Source organism: Psychrobacillus sp. NPDC093180 (genome assembly GCF_044754065.1).
Lineage (GTDB): Bacteria > Bacillota > Bacilli > Bacillales_A > Planococcaceae > Psychrobacillus.
Window position 1 is genome coordinate 268,684 of sequence record NZ_JBIVOJ010000001.1, and the last position, 24,562, is coordinate 293,245.

Here is a 24,562-nt window from a genome sequence, read left to right on the forward strand (position 1 = left end):
GGTGTTCATAAGAAGTTTAGCACGAAAAGAACAAAGACGAAAGTAGGGTAATGTACGTGGAAATAACAAATTTTAATATATACAAAAAAAAGTGGGATATAGAGAGTGAAACAGTGATAAAACCAGGGCTTGCATCCATACAAAAAGCATTAAAAAAACTCGGAAATCCACAAAATAAGCACCGTGTTATCCATGTGGCTGGTACAAATGGTAAAGGATCAACCATTGCCTTTTTAAGTGGACTTGCAAAAGAACATGATCTGACTTATGGAAGCTTTAATTCACCAAGTATCGTGGATGTGCATGATCAAATTCAGCTAAACGGGCAAAACGTAACGGAGCAACAGATGGATGAGGCATTTAAAAAAATGCAAATGGCGGAGATAAGTGGCATGTTAACTGATTTTGAATTATTAACTGTCGCTGCATTTCTTGTTTTTGAACAAATCCCACTAGATTTAGTTTTTATCGAGACGGGCATGGGAGGGAGACTCGACAGTACCAATGTTATGGAACAATCTATCGCCGTAATTCCGAGCATATCCATCGATCATACGAATTTCTTAGGAGATACAATTGAACAAATAAGTTGGCATAAAGCAGGAATTATAAAACCGAACAGCAAATTAATAATAGGTGAACTTCCAGAAGGTGCAAAAAATATTGTTCAGGAAGTTGCTAGAGAACAAAACGCAAGTATGTTGGAGCTTGGAAAAAACTTTTCTGTACAAGAAAATACGTATACATTTGGCAAGACTACTTTCAATGATTTACAACCTCAAATGTTAGGTAAACATCAATTATCGAATATGGCATTAGCAATCACAGCACTAATAGAAAGTGATGTCCCTTTAAAGGAAAGCATTGTTCAACAAGCGGTAAAAAAAGCTAGCTTACTGGGTAGAATGGAAAGAATAGAAGAAGACATCTATTTTGATGGTGCACATAACGAGGCAAGTATAGATGCATTAGTAGAAACAATTAAAGATGTATTTCCGAACAAAAATGTCCACTTTATCGTTGGCATCTTGAAAGACAAAGATTATATATACATGCTAAGAAAATTAGAGGAAGTTGCCGCTTCATTTCAGTTTATGGACTTTCATCATGAACGGGCACTTCCGGGTAACATTTTATACAGCCACAGTCTACATAGTGAAAAATGTATTACTAAAGATATAAGTAAAATGCATTTTAAAAATAAAGATAATTCAGATATAACTATTGTCACAGGTTCTCTATATTTCCTTACAGAAATAAGAGCAAAAATAGTTAATTGGTAATTTAAAAATTCTATAAATTCCGTGGTACAATAATATGCAAGTAGTAGATGTGCTATTTGAATTAGTTAAAATATACTAATGAGGTGGAAAATAGTTCTATGAATATTTCGGATAAGGCAAAAAAGAATATTTATTTTTTATGGCTATTAGTGGTGCCTCTTGGGACATATTTAGCTTTTGAATACGCACCTATACGGCAAATCGATTGGGGGACTTTGTCTTTATTAATCGTTTTGGGATTACTAACGACCATTTTTCCTTTTTTTATTTCTGGAACTACTATGTTTCTTGTGCAGTGGGTTACGTTAGTAGTTTTTTTGAATTATGGTATATTTGCAGAATTGCTAGTTATGCAATTATTTTTAATACCAATTGCTTATCATATGAAAACGAATCGAGAGAATGCGTACCGGATTGTATATAGTTCCTTTATGTTTTTTTTAGTTTCTATTCTATGTGGGACTATGACTCATGTTCTCGGATTTGAATTAGGCTCGCTAGTAGTGAAGGATGTATTAATTTACGGTTCTATTTATGCTTCTATATATGTTCTGTTTAATCATTTATTTTTGTATGTACGTGATGTACTTACAGGTCTTAAGCCAAAATTTTTCACGAAAGATTTTGGGTGGGATCTAATAGGATTACTGATGACTTTGCCTTTTGGCTTAAGCTTATATTTTCTTCAAAGCTATGTAGGGACAAGTGCATTTGCACTGCTTGGAATCCCCTTTATATTAATCACGCTATTAATAAGGCTTTATAGCGATTCGGAAAAAGTGAATAGTGATTTGAACAAAGCCAGTGAATTTGGACATGAATTAGCGGAGCGGATGACCAGTAAAGAGATTATCGATATGTTCATCGAAAGAATTGCTAATATGTTCCCGATAGATGCTGCTTATATAGTGGATGATTTATATGGAAGCTTTGAAATTTTACGAGCAATTGAAGATGGAGAAAACAAAGACCTACATTTTGCTCATGAAGAGCTGGAACAGAGCCTTGCAGGAATTGTTTATGAAAAAGGGGTTCCTACCTTGTATAATAAGCAAAGTGAATGGATTCACATAAAACCTCCATTTCTAAGTTTAGAGATGCAGAGTGTTATGTGTGTGCCAGTTTATCGCAATAAAAAAATAGAGGGTGTCTTAGTCTTAGCATCTCGCAACAAATACTCGTTTGAAGCATATCAACTTAAAATCGTTCATTTACTCTGTTCTTATTTTGCCGTTTCAGTAGAAAAGGCTAAATATGTAAGAGCTGCACTAGCTAAAAGTGAACGTTGTGAATTAACGAAATTGCATAATTACCGATACCTAGATAGGCAATTAGAATCAGATATGGAAAAATTATCGCTCGGTCAGCATAGTAGCTTGTCACTCATCATGATGGATATCGATAAATTCAAGGCTGTCAATGATACGTTTGGCCATCATAGCGGAAATCTCATATTAAAAGAATTTGCCCAAATTATAAAAAGGGAAATAGGTAGTAGCGGTACGGTTGCAAGATATGGTGGAGAAGAATTTGTCATCTTACTTCCAAATTATACGAAAACAGAAGCATTCCATGTCGCCGAACAGCTTCGTCTAAAAATAGAACAAACACCTTTCATTGTCCAATCGGATTTAGACCAAACGGCTGGTGAGCAAATCATTTTCATCACAGCAAGTATTGGAGTTTCCACTGCACCTGAAGATAGCGATGAAGGCATGTCGCTTCTTCGAAATGCGGATCGTGCGTTGTATACGGGTGCCAAGCAGGCGGGTAGGAATCGAGTTGCGGAGTATGTTAGGTAATAAGAAACTCACAGTTCAATTAAATTGAACCGTGAGTTTTTTTAGTTAAAGTTTTCGTTCTTTTATAAGAGGAGGTTCTACTTTATAAATGATCGGCTCTTGTTGTTTTAGATTAGAAAATGTTTCTATAATTTCTTGATCGTAGATGATTTGAAGCCGTGAATTTCTACTAGCTTGGCCAGATACACCTTCGAAGTAATCATATACGTATTTCCTGCCATTCCACCAAACTATATTTTTTGCTCCTGGGAATGAATTGTCACTTGCTCTACCTCGTATAGCATTTAAAACTATTCTTCTTGCAGATATTCCTCCTTCAATACTAATATTAGATCCTACTCCGTATATCTCTAAATCCTTCTCTGAATAAAAGAAACCTTTAATTATACTAGGTGTATCTTGGTTTACAGAGTTATTTGAAATTTTTATTTCTCCTTTAGAGAAAATAATGAGTGACCCTTGTTTTCCATCCTTTAAGGTTTTGCCGTTAATAGTTGAATATTTTATATTTACATCACCTTCTACGTATAGCAAAACATTACTTCTTAAATTAGCTCCTTGAATATTTACGTCTCCTTTGACGTAAATAGGTCCATCTAAAGTTACGGGTGAATAATTATTGGGATCATCTGTATTATTATTATTACCAATTTGAAGATTGCCTCCAACATAGAGCCCCTTATTGAAAACTGTGTTTGAATCAATTATCTCCAAGTTACCAATTGTGGATAACTGCCCAAATATATTATTGTTTGTCATTTCAAAAGATCCGTCTTCTTTTTCTGTATCAATATTTCTATATTCATAACAAACAAAGAATCCGCTGCGGATACATTCCGTCTTTCGGTCAGTGTATGTGGGTATGGACTTAGAACTTGGTTTATTGATATTTGAAATTTTTTTGTACAAGCCTGTTGAAAATTTTTCTCCAGAGCTCAAATAAAAGTTTGCTTTTTGGTCATCTATTCCAATAGGACTTATAACTGGATTTCGTTGAACAATTTTTGGGGCATAACCTGTACGAAATAATTGCTTTATATCTGTGGGATTACTATAACTACTCCCTTTAGGAGTATTGCTATTAATATGACTACTATAACTAACGTTAGAATTCAGTCTATAAAAGTCTTGTCCCAAAACTAACTTTGAACTTGTCGCTCCATCGGAGGGTTTAGACTCTGGTAATATACTTGGAATCCATTGATCTCCACCTAAATAAGCATAACCATGATCTCTTGTAATAATATTTCCATCTACTTTGAAGTCGCCTTTTACGGTAACTCCTCCATGCATATATAAGTTTCCTTCACCTTCTTGGAGTCCGTCTTTTTTATTGAGATTAGTGCCAACAGCATATTTCAATGTTTCAGGCGCTGATTCTGCACCAATCTCGATTTCCGTTAATAATGTATTAGACGAGTTTCCGGAAGTCCCTTTACTTTCAAAGACGATTAGTTTTCTTAGATCATTTTCTACAGTGGGCTGTCCTATTTCATAAGTAGGCTTAACATCTTTAATACAAGCATTGTATACACCTGTTTTACCATTCGGATCAACAACTGCAGTACCTGTGGTGCATTTATACTTATTGATAGTTGAATTAAGGAGGCTAATAAAATTTGTACGGGTAAGACCACTGCTTTCCTCTAGTTTTTTTGTAAGCTCTGCATTTATTTGATGGGTTATATGATCGATTCCTTTTTCAGATAGGTCTACAGATCGGACATTATCTTGTCGAATGTCATTTTTTGATACTCCTCCCATAGTTAAAGTTAGTAAACTAAGGCCTAGAATGCTAAATAAGATAAGGATAACGATAGTAATTAGAAGAGTATAACCATTTTGGTTTTTAATATGAGTCATCTAATTTTCCTCCTTATCATTAATGGTTCTAATTTCATTTTCAAATTGCATTTCTTTATTCTTTTTCTTATTTTCTAAAACTAGATTAATTTTGTATGAGCCATCGTCTTCTCCAGCTACTATAGTAGATTTTGTCGATATGCTGATATTTTTATTTTCGGTACCGGTTGAAACACTTTGGATAAATAATTTTCCGTTATCAAATCCACTTTTAAAGGTTTTTCCCGATTTAGTTATAAGAAAGTAAGGTTTACTTGCTTCAGGGTGTGAAGATATTTCAGTTTCTTTCGTTGTGTATATTTCTTTCACTAAAACAGCCATTAAATAATCGGCCTCATCTCTTAAAGTGTTGCTGGATTTTATATTTTCATAATGATTTAAACCTTGCGTTAATAAATTGAAAGCAAAGAACGACAATGTTATGGTTATAACAAGAGATGCTAGTAATTCAATTAAAGTAAGTCCTTTTTGATCTAAAATTTTTTTATTCATAAATCACATACCCCTCTACAGAGCTGTTTGTTTTATTGTTTTCTGAAGTGACTGTAACTAAAACGTTTAACATTTTTAACTCTTTTTCCTTTGTAGTTTGAGAAGCATCTAGTTTTACCTTATACTCTTTGTCGTTTAAGGAGATAATATGCGTCTTTGATTCTTTGTATAATGATAATGAGGCAGGGGTGACTTTAGGTAATCTTTCAAATGGATTGAATTTTACTCGCTCTAATTCTGCATCTGCTAAATAAATTACGACTAATTTTTCATTATTTGTTGCTGCAATCTTGTTTGAGTTTACAAATATCTGAAAGAAAGAGATTAGTACAATAGTTAATATTACTAGAGAGCCTAATACTTCAAGTAAAGAGTAACCTTTTTCATTTTTCAAACAGGGTGAGCCCCTTTCTTTAAAGAGTTCTTACAGAAAATATACGATGGAACTAGCTTCATCATATATAAATAAGGAAAAAGTTTCAATTATTTAAGAAAAAAATATATCAATTTATTAAAATGGTTCCATAGTCATATGTGATTTTGAAATTAATAAGTTATTATAATTTTTGTACGAAAATTTTAGAGAGAAAGCACTAGCATTTTGGAATTTACAATCTATTTACATAAATAACTCGCTAAAGGAAGTGGAATGTACATGAGAATTTTTGGGAAAGTCTTCATTTTGTTCATCCTATCAACGATTCTAATTTACTTATGGTCTGTCGAAGCCGATCTTCCAGAGCAAAGAGTTCAAGCAGAAGATAATCATTCAGGCTCTACCATTGGAGGGATTGAGGTCGAATCGCTTGATAAAGACGAAATAATTACTTTATTGAATAAAAATATCGAAGAATGGAAAGAAACTCCTACACAATTACTAGAAGAAGATATTGAAATTATTTTGAATCCAGAGTGGTTTGTTTTTGATGTGGAAACTTCAGTAGATGATTATTTTAAGCAAACAGAGAAGCCATGGTTTGCTTTTTGGAAGGATACTCCTGTTGTCCATATTCCTCTCCAATTTACAATGGATGCTGAACTAATCGACTTAGTAGAGGGAAATTCCCTATTGAATAAGGAAGAGACACTGGGAAATATTCAAACGAATGTTTCTGTATTGTCGAAGGAACCGATTCAAGCTGTTTTCTTGGATTTGTCTGTATTTGATTCAGAGCGTATTGCTTTTTCTTTGCATGAAATCTCTGTAGGTAATGAAAATTTATCAGATTTTATTGCTGCACTAAATGGACAAGTTATTCCGCAAGGCCAAGTCTTTTCTTTTTTAGATAAAACAAAAGATGTAAATAGCTTATATAGCGATGAAATGGTTGATTATATTGCCTCTATGCTTTACAGCGTAATATTGCAAACGGATTTTGAAATTGTAGAACGACATTCTCAAGGGAAAGTACCTACATATTTAGAGCCTGGAATAGAGGCAAATATCGACTTAAATGCGAACAAAGATCTTAAGTTTTTAAATAAGGGTAACCCTGCAGTATTAAAAGTGAGTTTAAAGGATTCAAGCTTATTAGTTGAGTTATACTCTCTTCCTGCTGAAACGGTGGGTAAGTATGAAGTTCGTGATACTCAAGTTGTGAAACCAAGAACAATTTATCGATATTCGTCTGATTTAAAAGCCGGAGAAGAAAGTCTTATTCAAGAAGGTAGCCCAGGATTGAAAGTAACTGTTTATCGAATTATATCTGATAAAAAAGGACCTTATGAAAATGAAGAAATTGTTAGTCAAGATTATTATTCGCCGACTCATCGAATAATATTAAAATCTTCGTTAACACCTGAAACAACTCCTGTAGTCGATCCTGATTTAGAAATCGATTTAAATGCAGATGGTTTACCAGATATGGAAAACGGTAATTCCGATAGTAATACACCAGGTAAAAATTCGGGTAACCCTGATAACAATAGCTCAGATAATGATAGCGCTGATGAAGATACCAATACAGATGAAGAATCAGGAAAAACTTCTTCAGAAGATGATTTAGATACATTACCAGAGGGTAGCTATTATGATAAGGCAGGAAATATCATTACACCAAAATAAATGAATTAAATGGTTAGGATGACGCTTCGTGAAAACTAATACTCGTAAACTACTTGGGGATTTACTAGTTGAATCAGGAATAATAGACAATACACAGCTGCAATTTGCATTGTCTCATAAAAATAAAAATGAAAAATTAGGTGATTATTTAATCAGTGAAAACTTAATCACCGAACAGCAGCTTATCGAGGTGCTTGAGTTCCAGCTAGGCATACCCCATGTCAATCTGAATCAATATTCTATTGAACCGGAGCTTATACAGTTAGTTCCTAAAGAATTGGCTAAACGTGCAAATGTAATGCCGCTTAAGAAAAATAAAAATAGACTTTTGATAGCGATGGCTGATCCAATGGATTATTTTGCTATCGAAGAAGTACGGATGGCTACAGGTTGTCAAATAGAAACAAGTATTGCCGCGAAAGACGATTTATATCGCACAATTACGAAATACTATGATTTGCAGGAATCAATGGATCAAGCCTTGATAGATATGACACCAGTTGAAATAGAAAATGATAATCAAATTACAGACGAGGATTCCCCAATCGTTAGGTTAGTAAATCAGATTATTGTAAATGGCGTAGCCCAGCGAGCGAGTGATATACATTTTGATCCACAAGAAACGGAGCTAAAAGTCAGATATCGCGTAGATGGCATGTTAAAAACAGAACGAGCACTTCCAAAATATATGCAAAATGTCATACTGGCTCGTATAAAGATTATGGGTAATCTCAATATTACGGAAAATAGAATACCTCAAGATGGACGTATTAAAACGACGGTGAATATGCGAGCGATCGATATCCGACTTTCGACACTTCCTACTATTTATGGAGAAAAAGTAGTTATGCGTATTCTGGATATGGGTAATGCATTAAATGATTTAAATAAATTAGGCTTTAATGAAAAAAACTTATTAGCATTCAATAAAATGATTGAGCATCCAAATGGAATTGTATTATTAACAGGACCAACAGGATCCGGTAAATCTTCCACTCTATATGCCGCTTTAAATAAATTAAATAATGAAAACGTCAATATTATCACTGTAGAAGACCCGGTCGAATATCAATTGGAGGGTATCAATCAGATTCAAGTGAGAGAAGAAGTTGATCTTACTTTTGCTGCAGGTCTTCGATCCATCTTACGTCAAGACCCCGATATTGTAATGGTAGGGGAGATACGTGATTTAGAAACTGCGCAAATTGCTGTCCGAGCTTCTTTAACAGGACATTTAGTTTTAAGTACACTTCACACGAACAGTGCTGTTGAATCGGTTTCTAGATTAAGAGATATGGGTATTGAACCATTTTTGCTTTCTTCTTCTTTGGTTGGAATAGTTGCACAACGCTTGGTAAGAAAAGTATGTAGAGACTGTGGAGAATATAGGGAACCGAATGAACGCGAAAGAGAAATCTTCGCAGAGCACGATATGACGGTAGAAAAGGTCCGACGAGGAAAAGGTTGTCCAGCCTGTAATAAGACAGGATATCGTGGAAGAATCGCTATTCATGAGGTATTAATGGTAGACGAAGTTGTTAAAGAGACAATTTTAACCGGAAAAAGTCCAGCTCATCTTAGAGATTATATGAAAGAAACAGGATATTTAAATTTACTAGAGGATGGATTATTAAAAGTAAAAGAGGGGCTTACGACAACAGAAGAAGTGCTTCGTGTAGCTACAGTTAATTGAGGTGAGTTATATGGAAATGAATATCATTCAATTATTAGAAAAAACCTTTCATGATAAGGCTTCTGATCTTCATTTAACAGTAGGAGTAACGCCGGTTTTTCGCGTAAATGGAAAGCTAAAAGCTTATGGAGAGCATTTATTGAAAGAAATAGATACGAAAAGAATGCTAGAGGAGTTATTATCCCCGGCTAAAATGGAAGAGTTTGAGTTAAAGGGAGAAATCGATTTTAGTTATGCTTTGCCAGGACTATGTCGTTTTCGGATCAATGCCTATCATCAACAAAACAATATTGCGATTGCCATTAGAATGATCGAGTCTAAAATTCCTTCTATTGAAGCGTTAGGTATGCCAAATGTACTTTACACACTTGCAGATAAACCTCAAGGGCTTATTTTAGTGACAGGTCCAACTGGTTCAGGTAAATCAACAACACTAGCTTCGATGATAGACTATATCAACTCTACTACATCCAAGCATATTATTACGCTGGAAGATCCGATTGAATATGTGCACACACATAAAAAGTCTATTATCAATCAACGGGAAGTTGGTTCAGATACGCAGAGTTTTTCTAATGGCTTAAGAGCCGCTTTACGACAAGATCCAGATGTGATTCTAGTAGGGGAAATGCGAGACTTAGAGACCATCTCCACTGCAATTACAGCTGCTGAGACTGGACATCTAGTTATGGCGACACTTCATACAAGTAGTGCACCTACTACAATCGATCGAATAATTGATGTGTTTCCGCCATATCAGCAAGGACAAATAAGAATACAGTTGGCAAATGTATTGCAAGGGATTGTGTCACAACGCTTGTTTATCCGAAAAGATGAAAAAGGTCGTGTAGCTGCAACGGAAATTCTAATGCAAACACCATCAGTAGCCAATCTTATTCGAAACGAAAAAGTACATCAAATCCAAAATGTTATGCAAACGAGCCGGGCCCTTGGGATGCACACACTAGAATCATCTATTCAGCAATTAGTCTCTACAAGTAAGATTTCGCTAGAATCTGCCCGACCTTATATGAATGTTGGTGAATATTAATGGTTGTCTTTAAATATGTCGGTAGGACCTCTAGAGGTGCCATGAAAAAAGGTATTGTGGATGCGACTAATAAACAGATGGCGATCACCAGACTTCGTTCTCAAGGCATTAATCCGCGAGAAATAGAAGAGTCGAAAAGCATTCTTCATAAAGAGTTAGCTTTAGGCGGAAAAGTAAAAAATCAGGACTTTGTTATTTATAGTCGACAATTTGCTACGCTTATTAGAGCAGGGGTTTCGATACTAGAATCTACTAAAATCTTAGCAGAGCAAACATCTAGTAAACCATTAAAAAAGGGCTTGCAGGCTGTTGAAGAGGATGTTCGGTCAGGACTAACATTTTCTGATGCAGCTGCTAAAAATCCAAAAGTTTTTCCGGCTTTGTTTGTAAATATGATCCGAGCTGGAGAAGCGACTGGTAATTTGGATGAATCATTAGAGAGATTAGCTTTCTCTTATGAAAAGCAGTTTAACCTAAAGAAAAAAGTTCAATCAACATTAGCTTATCCTATTGTTTTACTATTTTTAACGATTGTGGTCTCAGTATTTATGATGCTTACGATTGTACCACAGTTTGTATCGATGTTTGAGGATATGGGAGCGGAGCTTCCGACAATTACTAAGGTTGTTATGGGGATTAGTGTATCACTCCAATCCTCTTGGTATATATATGCGATCCTCTTACTAATAGTGGCTATATTATTTAACTTCCTTTATAAAAATAATGTTAAATTCAATTATTCTATCCATTTATTACTTTTAAGAGTACCTGTATTTGGAAAACTGTTGCAAAAGTCAGCGATTGCTCGAATGACAAGAACGCTATCCTCATTATTTAGTAGTTCAGTTCCTATATTGCAGGCGCTGACTATTGTAGAAAAAGTAATTGGAAACCCAGTTGTAGCTAGGGTAGTTAAGGAATCCCGATCAAGCTTAGAACAAGGGAGTACTTTATCTGCCCCGCTTGCAAAGAGTTGGATTTTTCCTCCTTTAGTTACGCAAATGACTTCTATTGGAGAATCCACAGGATCGCTTGACTATATGCTAGAAAAAATTGCCGATTTTTACGAGGATGATGTAGACCGTACAGTAGATGCGCTAAAATCGTTAATCGAACCTTTAATGATTGTTTTCCTCGCTGCTATTATAGGTACAATTGTTATGGCTATTATGATACCAATGTTTAGTATGTATGAACAGATTTAATATTTTCCATTTGAAGGAGGTGAAATTTATGATAAATGAGATGAAAGAGCCAAATGAAATGACAAATAAAGGAGCTAATGATATGAAAAAAATGAGAAAATTATTAAAAAATGAAAAAGGTTTAACTTTAGTTGAACTATTAGCTGTAATAGTAATCTTAGCAATTGTAGCTGCAATTGCAGTACCAGCAATAGGAAATATTATTGAAAATAGTAGATATAATGCGGTAAAAGCTGATGCAACAAATGTATTGAGTGCGGCACAGTTATATTTTACAGACGAAGCATCCGCGACTACAGTAACTGTTCAACAGTTAAAAACTAGTAATTACTTGGAGTCCTCTGGAAAGATTTTGGATACTGTGTCTATAGCTAAGGGCAAACCAAACACTATTACAACAAGCGCTATAAAATTTTCAGGTGATAAAACCGTAACATTCACAGCAGCAAGTATGGAAAAAATAAATGCAGATATCACTAAAGGAAGCGACATTAAGACAGGTCAGGAAATTAAGTAATATACAATTTTTAGAATTAACTACAGCAGCCCACCGCTGCTGTAGTCCCTTAGTTTTATCATTGAGCAAATGAATACTTCATTTTCTGAACCATAAAACTAATTAGAGCTAAATATGGGGGAGAAGAATATGTTTAAAAAGAAGGTAAAGCGCTATGTTGCTTTAGATTTAAATGAATACATACTAAGAGCGATAGTAATGGGTGGTAATGAGATTGCGCAGTCAGCTGTTTATGAGTACCCTTTGGAGAAAGGTATTTTTGATGGAGATATTTTAGAAGATGAAATGGCGTTGTATGAAACGTTGAAGACGCTTATACATGATTGGGGTATTAAGCGTTATGATATACGCTTTTTTGTGCCGGATAGTACTGTGATGATGAAATCATTTGAACATCCTACCGATGTAACCGCTCCTAAGCTAAAAGGATATGTAGAGATGGAGCTGGGACAAACGATTCATTTGCCTTTCTCTCAACCTCTAATTGATGTCTATGATTTTAAGCCTAATGATGGAGAGGCGGTTTTGTTTGCTGCACCTTCTGAAGAGATTAACAAAATAGCTGGATTATTAGACGATTTGCATCTAGATCCAGTTACAGCAGATGTTAGAGCGTTAGCCACAATTCGCTTTTTAGAAAAGACAATTGATTTGGAGGAAAATAAGAGTTATTTAATAACGGAATGGTCTATCTCCGGTGTTTCGATCAGCATTTATACGGGAGGAAATGTTGAATTCCTTCGCTATCAATCTATTGATACATTTAAAGAAAAGTGGCAAAGTAAAAGTGAAAAGGATGAAATCAGTTTTGTTTATGATGGAGAGATTGAGGAATATCGTGCGCAATTGATCGATCAAATTGCTGAAATAGAAAGAATTCTAAACTTTTATCGTTTCTCTCTATATAAGGGAGAAAAAGCGGTAGATGAAATAATTACATTGGGAGACTCGCCAGAAATGGATTATATTGCTTCTGAGATGACGGCGAATTTTGTCACACCTGTTACATATATAGATGATTCTCAAGTACAAAAATATCATCCTAATTTGAAGTCTAAGCATATTCCACTTATTGGACTTATATATAGGGAGGCTTGATGATGGTTCCAGAGATAAATTTATTGCCTAAAAGGGAGCGGCAAAAGTCCAATTCTATTTTAGTGCTCGTTATTAGTTTAATTTTAATCCTCACTATTCTTGTGTTGTTCTTTATTCAATATCTAACGGTAAAGAAAGATATAGAAACCCTTACTGCTGATGAAACTTATTCGACGGCAGAAAGAGATGATCTCACACAGGTAGTAACCGATTTAAAAGTGTCCGGACAAGGGGATCTGCAGACCTCTGTGACTTTTGCTGAACGTGTTTCATATCCTGTGAGTCCTTTACTTATAGAAGTGAATGCATTACTCGAGCCACATACATATTTACGGCAATATGAATTTGTAGAAAGAAGTATCCATATCTCTGTAGATGTAGAAACGATGAAGAGTCTGTCTTTATTCGTAGATAAACTACTAATTAGCGATTATTTTTCGGATGTAAAGGTGGAGAGTGTCACAAACTTTGAGCTTTCCAATTCGGAGGAAAATACAGAAAAAAAATATGAGATTATTCCACGTTACTCAGCAATCTTAAATTTAGAAATTGATCAAACTTACTTGGAAAATGGAGGTGTCACTCCATGAATGAACTAGTTAGCAATAAAAGAACGGCCTTTATATTAATCGTTGCTCTTGTAGTCGTTTTGTTAGGGGCAGTTTACTACTTTGTCCTGCAACCGTTAAAAGATGAAAGGGCATCGAAAGAAATAAGTGTACAGGTTTTACAGGGTGAGGTTGCTGCTTTGAAGGAAGAATATTCTTCTGCTCAGTCGGAGGAAGATTCCTCAGAGAATACATTCTTTTTAAAAACCCAGGTTCCATTGACCCGTGAATTAAATGAGCTTATTCGTTCTATTGAAGAGGTTGAATTACTAAGTGATTCAAAAATTCTTTCTGTAGAGTTTAATAATTATGATGGAACTCTAGAAGAATCTCAATTGTTACCAGAGACTCCAGTAGAAAACGAGGAGACTGAAGCAGAAGGCAATGATGTACCAACCGAAGACACAACAACCGAAGAAACGAACGAAACGACGGAAGAAATGACAGATGAAACAACTTCTACTGAAACACCAACAGACGAAACAACAGGCGAAGCATCCGAAGAACCGCCCGTTTCTCCTGTTTCTGAAATTGTTCTTCCTGAAAAATTAAAATTAATTACCTTCAATATTTCTATATTGGCAAAAAACTATGATCAGCTTGTTCTGTTCGTAGAAGAAGTTGAGAACTTGAAACGAATTTATCGCGTTGATCAGGTTATTTTGTCAGCACCTGGTGAGGAACAGCTTTTGGATGAGGATCAAGAGGACGATATAGCTGCTACGATACAGCTGACTACTTTTTATCATGACGAACAAGCAACAATAGCGGAGAATGGAAATGACTAGTGTGTACACGTTATTATTTTTCATATACGGTCTAATTTTCGGTTCCTTTTTCAACGTAGTCGGTCTCCGTGTACCAAAAGGAGAATCGATTGTAAAGCCACCTTCGCATTGTACGGTTTGTGATCGAAACTTAACTGCTGTGGATTTAGTTCCTGTGTTTTCCTATCTATTTTTGAAAGGGAAATGTAGGGGCTGTGGTACGAAGATTCATTGGATGTATCCAGTGATGGAACTTTTGACTGGATTATTATTTGCGTTTGCGTATAGTCAGTTAGGCTTTTCTATAGAGCTAATGGTTGCGATATTATTTATTTCTATGCTTGTTATTATTACTGTTTCTGACATAGCGTATATGCTAATTCCGGATAAGATATTGCTTTTCTTTTTGATTCCTTTAATCATGGGCCGCGTTTTTTCGCCGTTAACGCCTTGGTGGGATAGTTTGTTGGGGGCCGTGGCTGGTTTTGGGGTATTGTTTTTAATCGCTGTGCTGTCAAAAGGCGGTATGGGCGGCGGTGATATTAAGTTATTTTTTGTTATTGGACTGGTGTTAGGGCTAGTTCCGACTTTATTGACATTATTTTTAGCTTCTATTATTGGAACCTTTTTTGGTGTGATTGCTTTGAAAAAAGCGAAAAAGGGACGGAAGACTCCGATCCCATTTGGACCATCGATTGCGATTGCCGCGATAATTTCTTATTTTTACGGAGAATCGATTGTCGATTGGTATGTAAATTTGTTTTTTTAACTCGATAAATTTTTAGGACGAGCCGACATAGGTCTCGTCTTTTTTTATGTGGTTCGTGATATGGTTGTGAAAAAAGAGGTGATGTTATGCCGATTAGAAGGCGAAATCCAAGAAAGAAGATAATATTAGCTGGTGTTCAAGGGCTTGTCCTTGGGGTTGTCGGTGTTTTACTTTTTGGTTTTATACTTAATTTAGCAAATGATAAAAAAGTAGAGGTTGCCAAGGAAGAAGATACGACACCGGCGGGGGCTCAATCACAAGAAGAAAAAGTAGAGGTTGCTGCAGATGGCGTATTATCATTTCATGTAAAACAATATGGAATGTTTTCTTCGAAAGATAGTGCAATCTCCTTTATGGCAACGCAGCCCTCGTTAGAGAGAGCAGGTATCGTGCAGGTTGAAAATCAGTTTTTTGTGTGGAGTGATTTATTTTTAAATGACGTGCCTACTCCACAATCGGAGTCTCTTCCTAGTTTCAATAAAACGGTACATGTTTCTACTAGCAGTTGTGAAAATCCAAAAGTAAAAAAACTTATTAATATTTTACAAGAAGATAATATTTCGAAAAACTTTTTTGAGTCAATTGCCAAAAAAGAAGATTATCCGGATGATTTAATGACTATAGTGCAAGCTATATCAGCATTTTCCGATGTTTCGTCCGTTATGAGATTACATGTTTTTACTCATTATGCAGAACAGAACACCTGTGTAAAATTGAGTTTCTGAGCAAAATATAGCGCAACTCTCTCATTGTTCTACTTTTAAAACAATTTCCCTTTTTCCAATTTTTCTGTATGCTAGGGAAAAGGAGGAATTTAAATTGAAACTAACAACTGATTATTCATTTATACTAGCGAGTGAGTCGCCAAGAAGAAAAGAGTTATTTAGTAAATTAGCTATTCCGTTCGAAGTGCAGCCTGCAAAAATTGAGGAAGTGGCAGAAGGAAAACTTACGCCGGAAGAAATGGCAATTTCTATTGCGTATAAAAAAACGGTGCCGATTGTTGAAAGTAATCCAAATGCTATTGTTATTGGAGCAGACACGATTGTCTATTTAGAGGAAGAAGTGTTAGGGAAACCGACTAGTAAAGAACAAGCAAAAGAATATTTACAAAAGCTTTCTGGACGCACGCATCATGTAGTGACAGGCGTTTCCATTCAGGGAGCAGGGACAAGTATCAGTTTTGCAGAAACCACGCTTGTGACATTTTATGAACTAACAGATGAGCAAATAGATGCTTATGTAGCTACCGGAGATTCAATGGACAAAGCAGGTGCATATGGTATTCAAACGATGGGAGGATTATTCGTCCAAAAAATCGAAGGCGATTACAATAATGTTGTAGGCCTTCCGATTAGTCGTTTGTTTCAAACGTTACTGACACTTGAAGTGCTCACGTTTGAAAAGGAGTTGAGCAAATGACTCTTGATGTACCATCCTCTTTAATGATTCGGGATGTTCATAGAGCCGATCGACCTCGTGAAAGACTTGTAAGACAAGGTGCACAAAGTCTATCCAACCAAGAATTAATAGCAATCTTGCTTCGTACTGGTACGAAGCAAGAGTCTGTTCTCCATCTAGCTAACCGAGTCCTCAACTTTATCGAACAAATTCAAGAACTTAAAAACACTACATTAGAAGAAATAATGTCTGTAAAAGGTATAGGAGAAGCAAAAGCTGTACAGCTTCTCGCAGCAGTAGAATTAGGTAGAAGATTATCTCTACAACAAACTGACGAAAAGTTTACAATACGCTCTCCGAAAGATGCCGCAAATTATTTAATGCCAGATATGACTTCACTAAAACAAGAACATTTCGTTGCTCTTTTCCTTAATGTCAAAAACCAAATCCTTCATAAACAAACTATTTTTATCGGCTCCCTTAATGCTTCCATCGTACACCCAAGAGAGGTGTTCCGTGAAGCTGTAAAACGCTCTGCCGCCTCGATTATTTGCGCCCATAATCATCCTAGTGGCAACGCTTCGCCATCTCCTGAAGACATTGACGTGACAAAACGATTAATAGAAGCAGGGCTTATAATGGGCATCGAAATTATCGATCATTTGATCATTGGTGATCATCAATTTATAAGTCTTAAAGAAAAGGGGTACATGTGACACTGTGCAATTTTCTTTCTATCCGTTATAATGAGAGTTATGACTTTAAAACAATTAAGTAAAACTTGTTTGAGATAGAAAGGGAGTAAATATAGTGTTTGGATTTGGAGCTAGAGATTTAGGAATTGACTTAGGAACAGCGAATACCCTTGTTTTTATTAAAGGCAAAGGAATTGTATTAAGAGAGCCTTCTGTTGTGGCGAAAAATGTACAAAATGGTTCTATTGTGGCGGTAGGTAATGACGCAAGAAATATGATTGGTCGTACGCCTGGTTCGATCGTAGCGATTCGTCCGATGAAAGACGGAGTTATCGCTGATTTTGATACGACATCTGCCATGATTGAATATTATTTAAAAAATGCGATTAAAGCATCTGGTATGTCATGGAGCAAGCCGAATGTCATGATTTGTGTGCCTTTTGGTATTACTTCAGTTGAACAGCGTGCGGTGATCGATGCAGCGAAACAAGCTGGAGCTCGTGATGCGGTAACGATTGAGGAGCCTTTTGCAGCTGCAATCGGTGCAAATTTACCTGTTTGGGAACCTACAGGAAGTATGGTCGTTGATATAGGTGGGGGAACAACTGAAGTGGCTGTTATTTCACTTGGCGGTATCGTGACAAGCGAATCTGTCCGTGTAGGTGGAGACGCAATGGACCAAGCGATTACTAGCTATGTTCGTAAAACGTATAACCTAACAATCGGTGAACGCACAGCAGAAGCGATTAAAATGGAAATTGGTTCTGCAAGAGTAACTGGTGCAGAAGAAAAAATGGACATCCGTGGACGTGACTTAGTAACTGGATTACCGAAAACAATTGATATTACATCAACTGAAATTGCAAATGCATTGCGTGAATCTATCGCTTCTATTATTGATGGCGTTAAGAAAACATTAGAACAAACTCCGCCAGAATTGTCTGCGGATGTAATGGAACGTGGTATTATGCTAACCGGTGGGGGAGCATTACTAAAAAATTTAGATAAAGTAATTAGTGATCAAACAAATATGCCAGTATTTATCGCAGAAGATCCATTGGATTGTGTGGCTATCGGAACAGGAAAAGCACTTGATCATATGGGCTTATTAAAGCGTCAACAAACTAAAAGTTAAGGAGAACTGAGCTATGCCACAATTTTTTTCAAATAAGCGATTAGTTTTGCTGCTTGTAGGGATGATATTTCTTGTGGCACTCATCAGCTTTTCTTTGCGAGATCGAAATCATGCATCCTTGCCTGAGCAATTAATCAAAGATGTGGTCGGTTTTGGACAAACTATGTTTTCCAAGCCGACCCAGTATGTTACGGGGATTTTTAATAATGTCGAATCTTTACTTAATACATATGATGAAAATAAACGGTTGAAAGCAAGATTAGAAGATTATGCCACCTTACAAGCTAGTGTAAATGACTTGCAGTTAGAAAATGAAGAATTGCGAGAAATTGTCGATAAAGAAGAAAATATTCGTGACTTTAATCCGATCCAGTCTACTGTAATCGCGCGTAATCCCGATCAATGGGAAGAAAAGATTATTGTTGATAAAGGGGAAATACACGGTGTAGCTGTTAATATGGCAGTAATGACGTCCCAAGGATTAATAGGGAAAGTCATTTTAACTACTCCATACACATCTACAGTAGAACTTTTATCTACCCAAAATCCCAATTATCGTGTTTCAGCGGTTATTGCAGATGAACAGGAAGTATTTGGATTAATTGAAGGATATGATATAGAGCGTAAAGAACTTGTGCTAAAAAGAATAGATTCCGAGTTTGAAGTGAAAAAAGGTCAAAAAGTAACTACTTCTGGTTTAGGTGGAATTTTCCCTAAAGGTATCTTAATCGGTGAAGTTACGGAAGTGACAACGGATGATTATGGTTTAACTCAACTTGCGTATGTAAAACCTGCTGCAAGCTTTTCTATTTTAGATCATGTCATTATATCGAAGCGAACTATTAACCCTGTAGACGGGATAGATGGCGGGAATACGGAAGCTGATTTAACAGAAGGCGCAGGGGAAGAATCATGATTCGTTATGTAGTAATCATTATTTCGGTTCTATTGTTTTATATGGAACCGATTTTTGGACTTTTTTCGCCTATTGAATTGAACGGGCATTTTTATGTGCTAGTTCCTCGTTTTTTAATCATCTATTTAATATTTATTGCAATTTATTATGATCGAAAACGAGCAATGCTTTATGGGTTGATTTTTGGACTCTTGTATGATGTCTTTTTCATTGATATTATTGGATTATATTCTTTTATTTTTCCGTTAATGTGTCTAGTAGCTAGCTTTATCGTAAGGTTTATACATCATCACTTATTAGTTGCGACTGTTTTGACGCTTCTACTAGTAGCTGCAGTGGAAATTATATTATTCTTATTTTATACATCCATTGGGATTAAATCGCTGACGTTTGCGAATTTTTATCAATTTAATCTTATTCCAACGATGATTGCTAATGGTGTATTTGTCTTAATGTTTGGATGGTTGTTTAAATATATTCTTCTAAATCGGTTTAATCAAAAATTATTACTGCTTCAAAAATAATCATTTTTGGTTAGACAGTAGATCTGAGGTGACTTGATTGACGAAAAAGCAGTTAATATCGATTAAAGGTACAAAAGAAGGGCTTGTATTACGTCTAGATGATCAGTGTTCATATACAGAGCTTTTAGAAGAGTTGGTGAAAAAGGTATCTGATGAAGGATTTGAAGGTCAAGCAGAAGTGCTATTGCATCTAGGATATCGGTATTGCAATGATGAACAGGCCAAAGAAATTATCAATTGTGTGCAGCAGACGGAGCATCTTCGCGTGACGAAAATTCAAAGTGATGTAATGACCGTCGAAGAATGTAATAGAAGATTACTAGAAAATCAGTCCGAGACGTATGTAGGAATTGTGAGATCCGGCCAAATAATTACTGCCGTTGGCGATCTGGTCGTCATAGGAGATGTAAATCCAAATGGACGAGTTATTGCTGGTGGGAATGTATTTGTGCTCGGACGGCTAAAAGGAATTGCCCATGCAGGGGCAAATGGCAATCGAAATGCGGTTATTGCTGCCTCGTGGTTAGAAGCAACACATTTGATAATTGATAATGTCATAGAAACGATGACAGACGAGTTAACCGTTCTTTCCGAGCAACCGGAAATGGAATGTGCTTACTTACATACAAATGGGTCGATCGCAATTGATCGCCTGCAAGAACTACGTTTATTAAGACCAAATCTATCGACATTTAAAGGAGGAAGCTAATGTGGGTGAAGCAATCGTAATAACTTCTGGGAAAGGTGGGGTCGGTAAAACGACTACAACTGCAAATCTTGGAACTGCATTGGCTCTACAAGGAAAAAAAGTTTGCTTAATGGATACAGATATCGGGTTACGTAACTTAGATGTTGTTCTTGGGCTTGAAAATAGAATTATTTATGATTTAGTAGATGTTGTGGAAGGCCGCTGTAAAATACATCAAGCACTTGTAAAAGATAAACGTTTTGAAGATAAATTATATTTATTACCAGCTGCCCAAACAACGGATAAAAATGCGGTAAATCCAGAGCAAATGAAAGACCTTGTAAATGAGCTGAAACGAGATTATGATTACGTATTAATCGATTGTCCAGCAGGCATTGAGCAAGGCTATAAAAACGCGATTGCTGGTGCAGATAAAGCGATTGTCGTAACGACACCGGAAATTTCTGCGGTTCGTGATGCGGATCGTATTATTGGGTTATTAGAACAAGAAGAAGCTATTGATCCTCCGAAGTTAATCATCAATCGTATTCGTCAGCATTTAATGACAAAAGGCGAAGCGCTAGATATTAATGAAATCACAACGCATTTATCTATTGATCTATTAGGTATCGTAGCGGATGATGAAAGTGTCATCACTTCCTCCAATAAAGGAGAGCCTGTTGTAATGGATCCATCCAATAGAGCAGCGCTCGGATACCGAAATATCGCTCGTCGTATATTAGGCGAATCGGTACCATTAATGTCTATGGACACGCCTAAAAAAGGTGTAATGTCTAAGCTTAAATCTATATTTGCTAAATAATTGCAAGTGTAATTTAATAACTTTAATGATTGATATTTTCATGCCAGGTTGGCTAGCAGTGCTAGTAACAACCTGGTATTTATTTTTATTCAAATTATATGAGAGTATACTTTATATATATGTAAATGCTTTATAATTAGGCGTTTTTTCGCTTAAATGGTAGGGGAGATGAAGTTTAATTCCTCCGAGGCGAAAAGAGGCTTAGAAGTGAAAAAAACGGGTTAATATATTTAGCGTTCGCCACTTTTTTGTTCATGATTTTGTACTTGCCATCATACATTCCTACTAGGGGGAATGTTATGCTTTCAAAACGAAAATGGGCGCTTGCGTTACTGTTTGTATCAGTCTTTTTTATAGTGGCATATTTAGAGGATAATAATACGTTATCGACCAACTATACAACAACGTTATTAGAGCCTCAAAAGCCAGCTGAGATGTATAAAAAAGTTAGAGCATGGGTGGACCAATCGGATAAAAAAATTAAAGTGAGTGCACCTGTGGCGAACCCTCCTTTAATCCAATATGAATCTATTCAACCTTTTGGTGACGGAGCCATTTTAGCCGTTGAACAGTCACAGGATTTGTATGCTTCAGAAAATGGACTGATTATTTTTACTGGATATAAAAAAGATACAAGTAAAACGATGTCTATTTTATATGATACAGGGGAAACGGCGTCATTTGGTTTTGTAGCTGAATTTCATCAGCTCCCTTATACAACGGTGAGTCCTGGAGATATATTTGCAACGGTTGAGAACGAATTACTATATATTGAAGTGGTGAAAGACGGAAAAAAATTAGAGATGAGCGAACTTGTTGATTGGCTAGCAGCGACTTATGAATAAGTCAGTATATAAAGTACATCCTATTATGATTCCGTTTTTCCTTTTTTTTTATTTGTCAGGAGAAATCGCTATCTATTCAATCGTATTCGGCTCTTTGCTCATTCATGAAGTTGGACATCTAATCGCAGCAAAGATAGTAGGGGTAAAAGTCCGGACTTGTACCATATTACCGTATGGCGGAGAGATTAAGATGGAACAATTTTCAAAAGTGCCAAAAAGTGGACAGCTTTTCGTTATTTTTGGTGGTCCCTTTTGTACCCTTTTAATATTGGTTTTTAGTTATTTCATTGACTTTCCGCAAGATCGACTTATTTTTTTGACGCAATTAATTATTCTAGGTTTAAACTTGCTTCCCATTTATCCACTAGACGGTGGACGGGCTTTAGATGCGCTTTTTCCGGATAAGTATGAGATGCTAATTGGCTATTCCATTTGGATTAGTAGCCTAATTTTTTTCATTAGCTTAGCTTATTTTCCAAGAGCTGTATCGGCTTCGTTCATTTTTTTGTTTATCGTTTTGCAAAATATTACTTATTGGAGATTTCGAAAGTATAAGTTAGCATTTGATAGAATAACGAAAACTGCTTGACGCGGAGTTTTATATATGATAATATTCAAATGTTATTGTTTGTAGCAGCACCCGTTGCTACAACCGCACTGAAAAGGTTTAAGTATTCGATTTATCGAGTCACCTATTGAGGGCGAGTCTTAGTCTAAGAGGAGGTGCAAGTATGTACGCAATTATTGAAACTGGTGGTAAACAAATCAAAGTTGAACAAGGGCAAGAAATCTACATTGAAAAATTAGATGTAAACGCTGATGAAGTTGTAACTTTCGACAAAGTTTTATTCGTAGGTGGAAATGATGTTAAAGTTGGTGCTCCATTCGTGGAAGGTGCTAAAGTTACAGCGAAAGTTGTAAAAAACGGCAAAGCTAAAAAAATCATCGTTTTCAAATACAAAGCGAAAAAGAATTACCGTAAAAAACAAGGTCACCGTCAACCATACACTAAATTAGTAGTAGAATCTATTAGTTTATAAGATGATTAAAGTGATAATAACGAGAGATCAATCAGGTCTGATTCATTCATTCGAAATGAAAGGACATGCTGATTTTGCGGAGCATGGGAAAGATTTAGTATGTGCAGGAGCTTCTGCTGTATCATTTGGTGCGGTGAATGCAATTATTGCACTTACAGAAATTACACCTATACTAAAGCAAAAAGGGGACGGCGGCTATTTATATGTCGAAGTACCGAGCATTTCAAATTCTGAAAAGGCAGCGCAAATGCAGCTAATTTTAGAGTCAATGATTGTTTCTTTACAAACGATTGAGCAAGATTATGGTAAGTATATAAAAATAACCTTCAAAAAGTAGGAGGTGGAACATATGTTAAGATTAGATCTTCAGTTTTTCGCATCCAAAAAGGGAGTAGGTTCGACTCGTAACGGTCGTGACTCTCAAGCGAAACGTCTAGGCGCTAAACGTGCTGACGGACAATTCGTATCAGGCGGATCTATTTTATACCGTCAACGCGGTACTAAAATTCACCCTGGTGAAAACGTTGGACGTGGTGGAGATGACACACTTTTTGCGAAAGTTGACGGTGTAGTGCGCTTTGAGCGTTTCGGCCGCGACAAGAAAAAAGTAAGTGTATATCCTGTAGCTCAAGAAGCTTGATGATAAGAAAAGGACTGCATTTATGCGGTCCTTTTTTTTAGGTTAGAGCAATAACAAGTTATTCCTGTTATACTTATTAGACAACAGCATAATAGGAGCGTGGTAAAATGAACGATAAAGAGATAACGATAAACAATGTACTGCGCCATTCTATGCATGATTTTCTAAATAGCTTACATTTAATACAAATGAATTTAGATATGGGCAGGGTTGAAGAGGCCAAAAAATTAATAAGTAATTATTCTTCCAAATGTAATCAGTTTTTTGATATCAATAATATTGGTTTACCTAAAACAAACGAATGGTTACAAACGTTTAGTATGAGATATAATAAAATGACTTTAGTTGTTCAAACATCTCTTTTAAGTAGTGGAGCAGATAAATATGATGCTGCACTTCGGGAATACTTAGAATGTTTTCTTCAATCTATTTACCCGAATCTTAGAGGATATCAAGAGCAATTACTTAAAGTTCATATTAAGATGGATGAACAACTAGAAATACAAATAGAAGTCCAAGGTGATTGGTCTTCCCAAGCTTGGATGGAAGAATCGTTTACAACTCTTTTCCAAATAGAGAAACAGGTAAATACAGAAAACGAACTTAAATTTAAGTTAATTGCAAGTGAAAGATTGGAGTGAA

General features: G+C 35.9%; 28 protein-coding genes and 1 other annotated feature. Of the genes, 25 read left to right on the plus strand and 3 right to left on the minus strand.

The features are described 5' to 3' along the window. Nucleotides 1-56: 56 nt before the first annotated feature. Nucleotides 57-1,283, plus strand: coding sequence for a bifunctional folylpolyglutamate synthase/dihydrofolate synthase (locus ACIP9W_RS01365; protein ID WP_400785314.1), 1,227 nt, complete (start codon nt 57-59; stop codon nt 1,281-1,283). Nucleotides 1,284-1,381: 98 nt separating this feature from the next. Next, a complete protein-coding gene (locus ACIP9W_RS01370; RefSeq protein ID WP_400785316.1) occupies nt 1,382-3,085 on the plus strand; it encodes a sensor domain-containing diguanylate cyclase in 1,704 nt (567 codons plus the stop codon). Between the two features lie 45 nt (nt 3,086-3,130). On the opposite strand, the gene ACIP9W_RS01375 is transcribed toward ACIP9W_RS01370, so the two are convergent. The 3 genes from ACIP9W_RS01375 to ACIP9W_RS01385 are packed head-to-tail and all read right to left on the minus strand — an operon-like array spanning nt 3,131 to nt 5,834. Further along, entirely contained in the window at nt 3,131-4,948 is a 1,818-nt protein-coding gene (locus tag ACIP9W_RS01375) for a hypothetical protein (protein WP_400785318.1), read from the minus strand. Then, nucleotides 4,949-5,440: a PilW family protein gene (locus ACIP9W_RS01380; protein WP_400785320.1), complete on the minus strand. Its 492-nt coding sequence runs from the start codon at nt 5,438-5,440 to the stop codon at nt 4,949-4,951. Beyond that, nucleotides 5,433-5,834 carry a type IV pilus modification PilV family protein gene (locus tag ACIP9W_RS01385; RefSeq protein WP_400785322.1) on the minus strand — a complete coding sequence of 134 codons (402 nt, stop codon included), beginning with the start codon at nt 5,832-5,834 and terminating at the stop codon, nt 5,433-5,435. The genes ACIP9W_RS01380 and ACIP9W_RS01385 overlap by 8 nt, the downstream gene beginning before the upstream one ends. A gap of 261 nt (nt 5,835-6,095) precedes the next feature. Between ACIP9W_RS01385 and ACIP9W_RS01390 the strand changes: the two genes are divergently transcribed. The 23 genes from ACIP9W_RS01390 (at nt 6,096) to ACIP9W_RS01500 (ending at nt 24,561) form a co-directional block, all read left to right on the plus strand. Next, nucleotides 6,096-7,505 (plus strand): VanW family protein, encoded by a 1,410-nt coding sequence (locus ACIP9W_RS01390; protein ID WP_400785324.1) that lies wholly within the window; start codon nt 6,096-6,098, stop codon nt 7,503-7,505. Nucleotides 7,506-7,533: 28 nt separating this feature from the next. Next, complete coding sequence (locus tag ACIP9W_RS01395; RefSeq protein WP_400785326.1) at nt 7,534-9,198, plus strand: GspE/PulE family protein; 1,665 nt, start codon at nt 7,534-7,536, stop codon at nt 9,196-9,198. Between the two features lie 10 nt (nt 9,199-9,208). Next, on the plus strand, nt 9,209-10,249 hold the full coding sequence (locus ACIP9W_RS01400; protein ID WP_400785328.1) for a type IV pilus twitching motility protein PilT: 1,041 nt from the start codon (nt 9,209-9,211) through the stop codon (nt 10,247-10,249). After that, nucleotides 10,249-11,454 (plus strand): type II secretion system F family protein, encoded by a 1,206-nt coding sequence (locus ACIP9W_RS01405; RefSeq protein WP_483880172.1) that lies wholly within the window; start codon nt 10,249-10,251, stop codon nt 11,452-11,454. The genes ACIP9W_RS01400 and ACIP9W_RS01405 overlap by 1 nt, the downstream gene beginning before the upstream one ends. 82 nt (nt 11,455-11,536) lie before the next feature. Continuing rightward, on the plus strand, nt 11,537-11,971 hold the full coding sequence (locus ACIP9W_RS01410) for a prepilin-type N-terminal cleavage/methylation domain-containing protein (protein ID WP_400785940.1): 435 nt from the start codon (nt 11,537-11,539) through the stop codon (nt 11,969-11,971). A gap of 129 nt (nt 11,972-12,100) precedes the next feature. Continuing rightward, a complete protein-coding gene (gene pilM / locus ACIP9W_RS01415; protein ID WP_400785332.1) occupies nt 12,101-13,069 on the plus strand; it encodes a type IV pilus biogenesis protein PilM in 969 nt (322 codons plus the stop codon). After that, on the plus strand, nt 13,069-13,659 hold the full coding sequence (locus ACIP9W_RS01420) for a hypothetical protein (protein ID WP_400785334.1): 591 nt from the start codon (nt 13,069-13,071) through the stop codon (nt 13,657-13,659). Before pilM ends, ACIP9W_RS01420 begins: the two co-directional genes overlap by 1 nt. Beyond that, nucleotides 13,656-14,465 carry a hypothetical protein gene (locus ACIP9W_RS01425; protein ID WP_400785336.1) on the plus strand — a complete coding sequence of 270 codons (810 nt, stop codon included), beginning with the start codon at nt 13,656-13,658 and terminating at the stop codon, nt 14,463-14,465. Before ACIP9W_RS01420 ends, ACIP9W_RS01425 begins: the two co-directional genes overlap by 4 nt. Further along, nucleotides 14,458-15,213 carry a prepilin peptidase gene (locus ACIP9W_RS01430; protein ID WP_400785338.1) on the plus strand — a complete coding sequence of 252 codons (756 nt, stop codon included), beginning with the start codon at nt 14,458-14,460 and terminating at the stop codon, nt 15,211-15,213. Before ACIP9W_RS01425 ends, ACIP9W_RS01430 begins: the two co-directional genes overlap by 8 nt. 86 nt (nt 15,214-15,299) lie before the next feature. Continuing rightward, complete coding sequence (locus ACIP9W_RS01435; RefSeq protein ID WP_400785340.1) at nt 15,300-15,938, plus strand: hypothetical protein; 639 nt, start codon at nt 15,300-15,302, stop codon at nt 15,936-15,938. A 94-nt stretch (nt 15,939-16,032) separates the two neighbouring features. Continuing rightward, nucleotides 16,033-16,635: a Maf family protein gene (locus ACIP9W_RS01440; RefSeq protein ID WP_400785342.1), complete on the plus strand. Its 603-nt coding sequence runs from the start codon at nt 16,033-16,035 to the stop codon at nt 16,633-16,635. Next, nucleotides 16,632-17,330, plus strand: coding sequence for a RadC family protein (gene radC / locus ACIP9W_RS01445; protein WP_400785344.1), 699 nt, complete (start codon nt 16,632-16,634; stop codon nt 17,328-17,330). The genes ACIP9W_RS01440 and radC overlap by 4 nt, the downstream gene beginning before the upstream one ends. A gap of 94 nt (nt 17,331-17,424) precedes the next feature. Beyond that, nucleotides 17,425-18,444, plus strand: coding sequence for a rod shape-determining protein (locus ACIP9W_RS01450; protein ID WP_142538636.1), 1,020 nt, complete (start codon nt 17,425-17,427; stop codon nt 18,442-18,444). A gap of 13 nt (nt 18,445-18,457) precedes the next feature. Next, nucleotides 18,458-19,360: a rod shape-determining protein MreC gene (gene mreC / locus ACIP9W_RS01455; protein ID WP_282243707.1), complete on the plus strand. Its 903-nt coding sequence runs from the start codon at nt 18,458-18,460 to the stop codon at nt 19,358-19,360. Then, the gene (mreD, locus tag ACIP9W_RS01460) at nt 19,357-19,884 is read left to right on the plus strand and encodes a rod shape-determining protein MreD (protein ID WP_400785346.1); all 528 of its coding nucleotides are present in this window, start codon (nt 19,357-19,359) and stop codon (nt 19,882-19,884) included. Before mreC ends, mreD begins: the two co-directional genes overlap by 4 nt. Before the next feature lie 37 nt (nt 19,885-19,921). Beyond that, entirely contained in the window at nt 19,922-20,593 is a 672-nt protein-coding gene (gene minC / locus ACIP9W_RS01465) for a septum site-determining protein MinC (RefSeq protein ID WP_282243705.1), read from the plus strand. Between the two features lies 1 nt (nt 20,594). Next, entirely contained in the window at nt 20,595-21,395 is an 801-nt protein-coding gene (gene minD, locus ACIP9W_RS01470; RefSeq protein ID WP_142538632.1) for a septum site-determining protein MinD, read from the plus strand. Nucleotides 21,396-21,694: 299 nt separating this feature from the next. Continuing rightward, complete coding sequence (locus ACIP9W_RS01475; RefSeq protein ID WP_282243703.1) at nt 21,695-22,240, plus strand: hypothetical protein; 546 nt, start codon at nt 21,695-21,697, stop codon at nt 22,238-22,240. Then, nucleotides 22,233-22,829: a metalloprotease gene (locus tag ACIP9W_RS01480; RefSeq protein WP_400785349.1), complete on the plus strand. Its 597-nt coding sequence runs from the start codon at nt 22,233-22,235 to the stop codon at nt 22,827-22,829. Before ACIP9W_RS01475 ends, ACIP9W_RS01480 begins: the two co-directional genes overlap by 8 nt. Nucleotides 22,830-22,880: 51 nt before the next feature. Further along, nucleotides 22,881-22,959, plus strand: a sequence feature (ribosomal protein L21 leader region). 12 nt (nt 22,960-22,971) lie between these two features. Then, nucleotides 22,972-23,280 carry a 50S ribosomal protein L21 gene (gene rplU / locus ACIP9W_RS01485; RefSeq protein ID WP_142538629.1) on the plus strand — a complete coding sequence of 103 codons (309 nt, stop codon included), beginning with the start codon at nt 22,972-22,974 and terminating at the stop codon, nt 23,278-23,280. A gap of 1 nt (nt 23,281) precedes the next feature. Next, nucleotides 23,282-23,617: a ribosomal-processing cysteine protease Prp gene (locus ACIP9W_RS01490; RefSeq protein ID WP_400785351.1), complete on the plus strand. Its 336-nt coding sequence runs from the start codon at nt 23,282-23,284 to the stop codon at nt 23,615-23,617. A gap of 12 nt (nt 23,618-23,629) precedes the next feature. Further along, a complete protein-coding gene (rpmA, locus tag ACIP9W_RS01495; RefSeq protein WP_142538627.1) occupies nt 23,630-23,920 on the plus strand; it encodes a 50S ribosomal protein L27 in 291 nt (96 codons plus the stop codon). 107 nt (nt 23,921-24,027) lie between these two features. Continuing rightward, nucleotides 24,028-24,561 carry a Spo0B domain-containing protein gene (locus ACIP9W_RS01500; RefSeq protein WP_400785353.1) on the plus strand — a complete coding sequence of 178 codons (534 nt, stop codon included), beginning with the start codon at nt 24,028-24,030 and terminating at the stop codon, nt 24,559-24,561. The last annotated feature ends 1 nt before the right edge of the window (nt 24,562 follow it).

Bases quoted from the DNA above. Each gene is read 5' to 3' on its own strand.
- ACIP9W_RS01370 (WP_400785316.1), top strand. From the start codon at position 1,382: ATGAATATTTCGGATAAGGCAAAAAAGAATATTTATTTTTTATGGCTA.
- ACIP9W_RS01375 (WP_400785318.1), bottom strand. From the start codon at position 4,948: ATGACTCATATTAAAAACCAAAATGGTTATACTCTTCTAATTACTATC.
- ACIP9W_RS01380 (WP_400785320.1), bottom strand. From the start codon at position 5,440: ATGAATAAAAAAATTTTAGATCAAAAAGGACTTACTTTAATTGAATTA.
- ACIP9W_RS01390 (WP_400785324.1), top strand. From the start codon at position 6,096: ATGAGAATTTTTGGGAAAGTCTTCATTTTGTTCATCCTATCAACGATT.
- ACIP9W_RS01400 (WP_400785328.1), top strand. From the start codon at position 9,209: ATGGAAATGAATATCATTCAATTATTAGAAAAAACCTTTCATGATAAG.
- ACIP9W_RS01405 (WP_483880172.1), top strand. From the start codon at position 10,249: ATGGTTGTCTTTAAATATGTCGGTAGGACCTCTAGAGGTGCCATGAAA.
- ACIP9W_RS01410 (WP_400785940.1), top strand. From the start codon at position 11,537: ATGAAAAAAATGAGAAAATTATTAAAAAATGAAAAAGGTTTAACTTTA.
- pilM (WP_400785332.1), top strand. From the start codon at position 12,101: ATGTTTAAAAAGAAGGTAAAGCGCTATGTTGCTTTAGATTTAAATGAA.
- ACIP9W_RS01420 (WP_400785334.1), top strand. From the start codon at position 13,069: ATGATGGTTCCAGAGATAAATTTATTGCCTAAAAGGGAGCGGCAAAAG.
- ACIP9W_RS01425 (WP_400785336.1), top strand. From the start codon at position 13,656: ATGAATGAACTAGTTAGCAATAAAAGAACGGCCTTTATATTAATCGTT.
- ACIP9W_RS01430 (WP_400785338.1), top strand. From the start codon at position 14,458: ATGACTAGTGTGTACACGTTATTATTTTTCATATACGGTCTAATTTTC.
- ACIP9W_RS01435 (WP_400785340.1), top strand. From the start codon at position 15,300: ATGCCGATTAGAAGGCGAAATCCAAGAAAGAAGATAATATTAGCTGGT.
- radC (WP_400785344.1), top strand. From the start codon at position 16,632: ATGACTCTTGATGTACCATCCTCTTTAATGATTCGGGATGTTCATAGA.
- mreC (WP_282243707.1), top strand. From the start codon at position 18,458: ATGCCACAATTTTTTTCAAATAAGCGATTAGTTTTGCTGCTTGTAGGG.
- mreD (WP_400785346.1), top strand. From the start codon at position 19,357: ATGATTCGTTATGTAGTAATCATTATTTCGGTTCTATTGTTTTATATG.
- ACIP9W_RS01475 (WP_282243703.1), top strand. From the start codon at position 21,695: ATGCTTTCAAAACGAAAATGGGCGCTTGCGTTACTGTTTGTATCAGTC.
- ACIP9W_RS01480 (WP_400785349.1), top strand. From the start codon at position 22,233: ATGAATAAGTCAGTATATAAAGTACATCCTATTATGATTCCGTTTTTC.
- rplU (WP_142538629.1), top strand. From the start codon at position 22,972: ATGTACGCAATTATTGAAACTGGTGGTAAACAAATCAAAGTTGAACAA.
- ACIP9W_RS01490 (WP_400785351.1), top strand. From the start codon at position 23,282: ATGATTAAAGTGATAATAACGAGAGATCAATCAGGTCTGATTCATTCA.
- rpmA (WP_142538627.1), top strand. From the start codon at position 23,630: ATGTTAAGATTAGATCTTCAGTTTTTCGCATCCAAAAAGGGAGTAGGT.
- ACIP9W_RS01500 (WP_400785353.1), top strand. From the start codon at position 24,028: ATGAACGATAAAGAGATAACGATAAACAATGTACTGCGCCATTCTATG.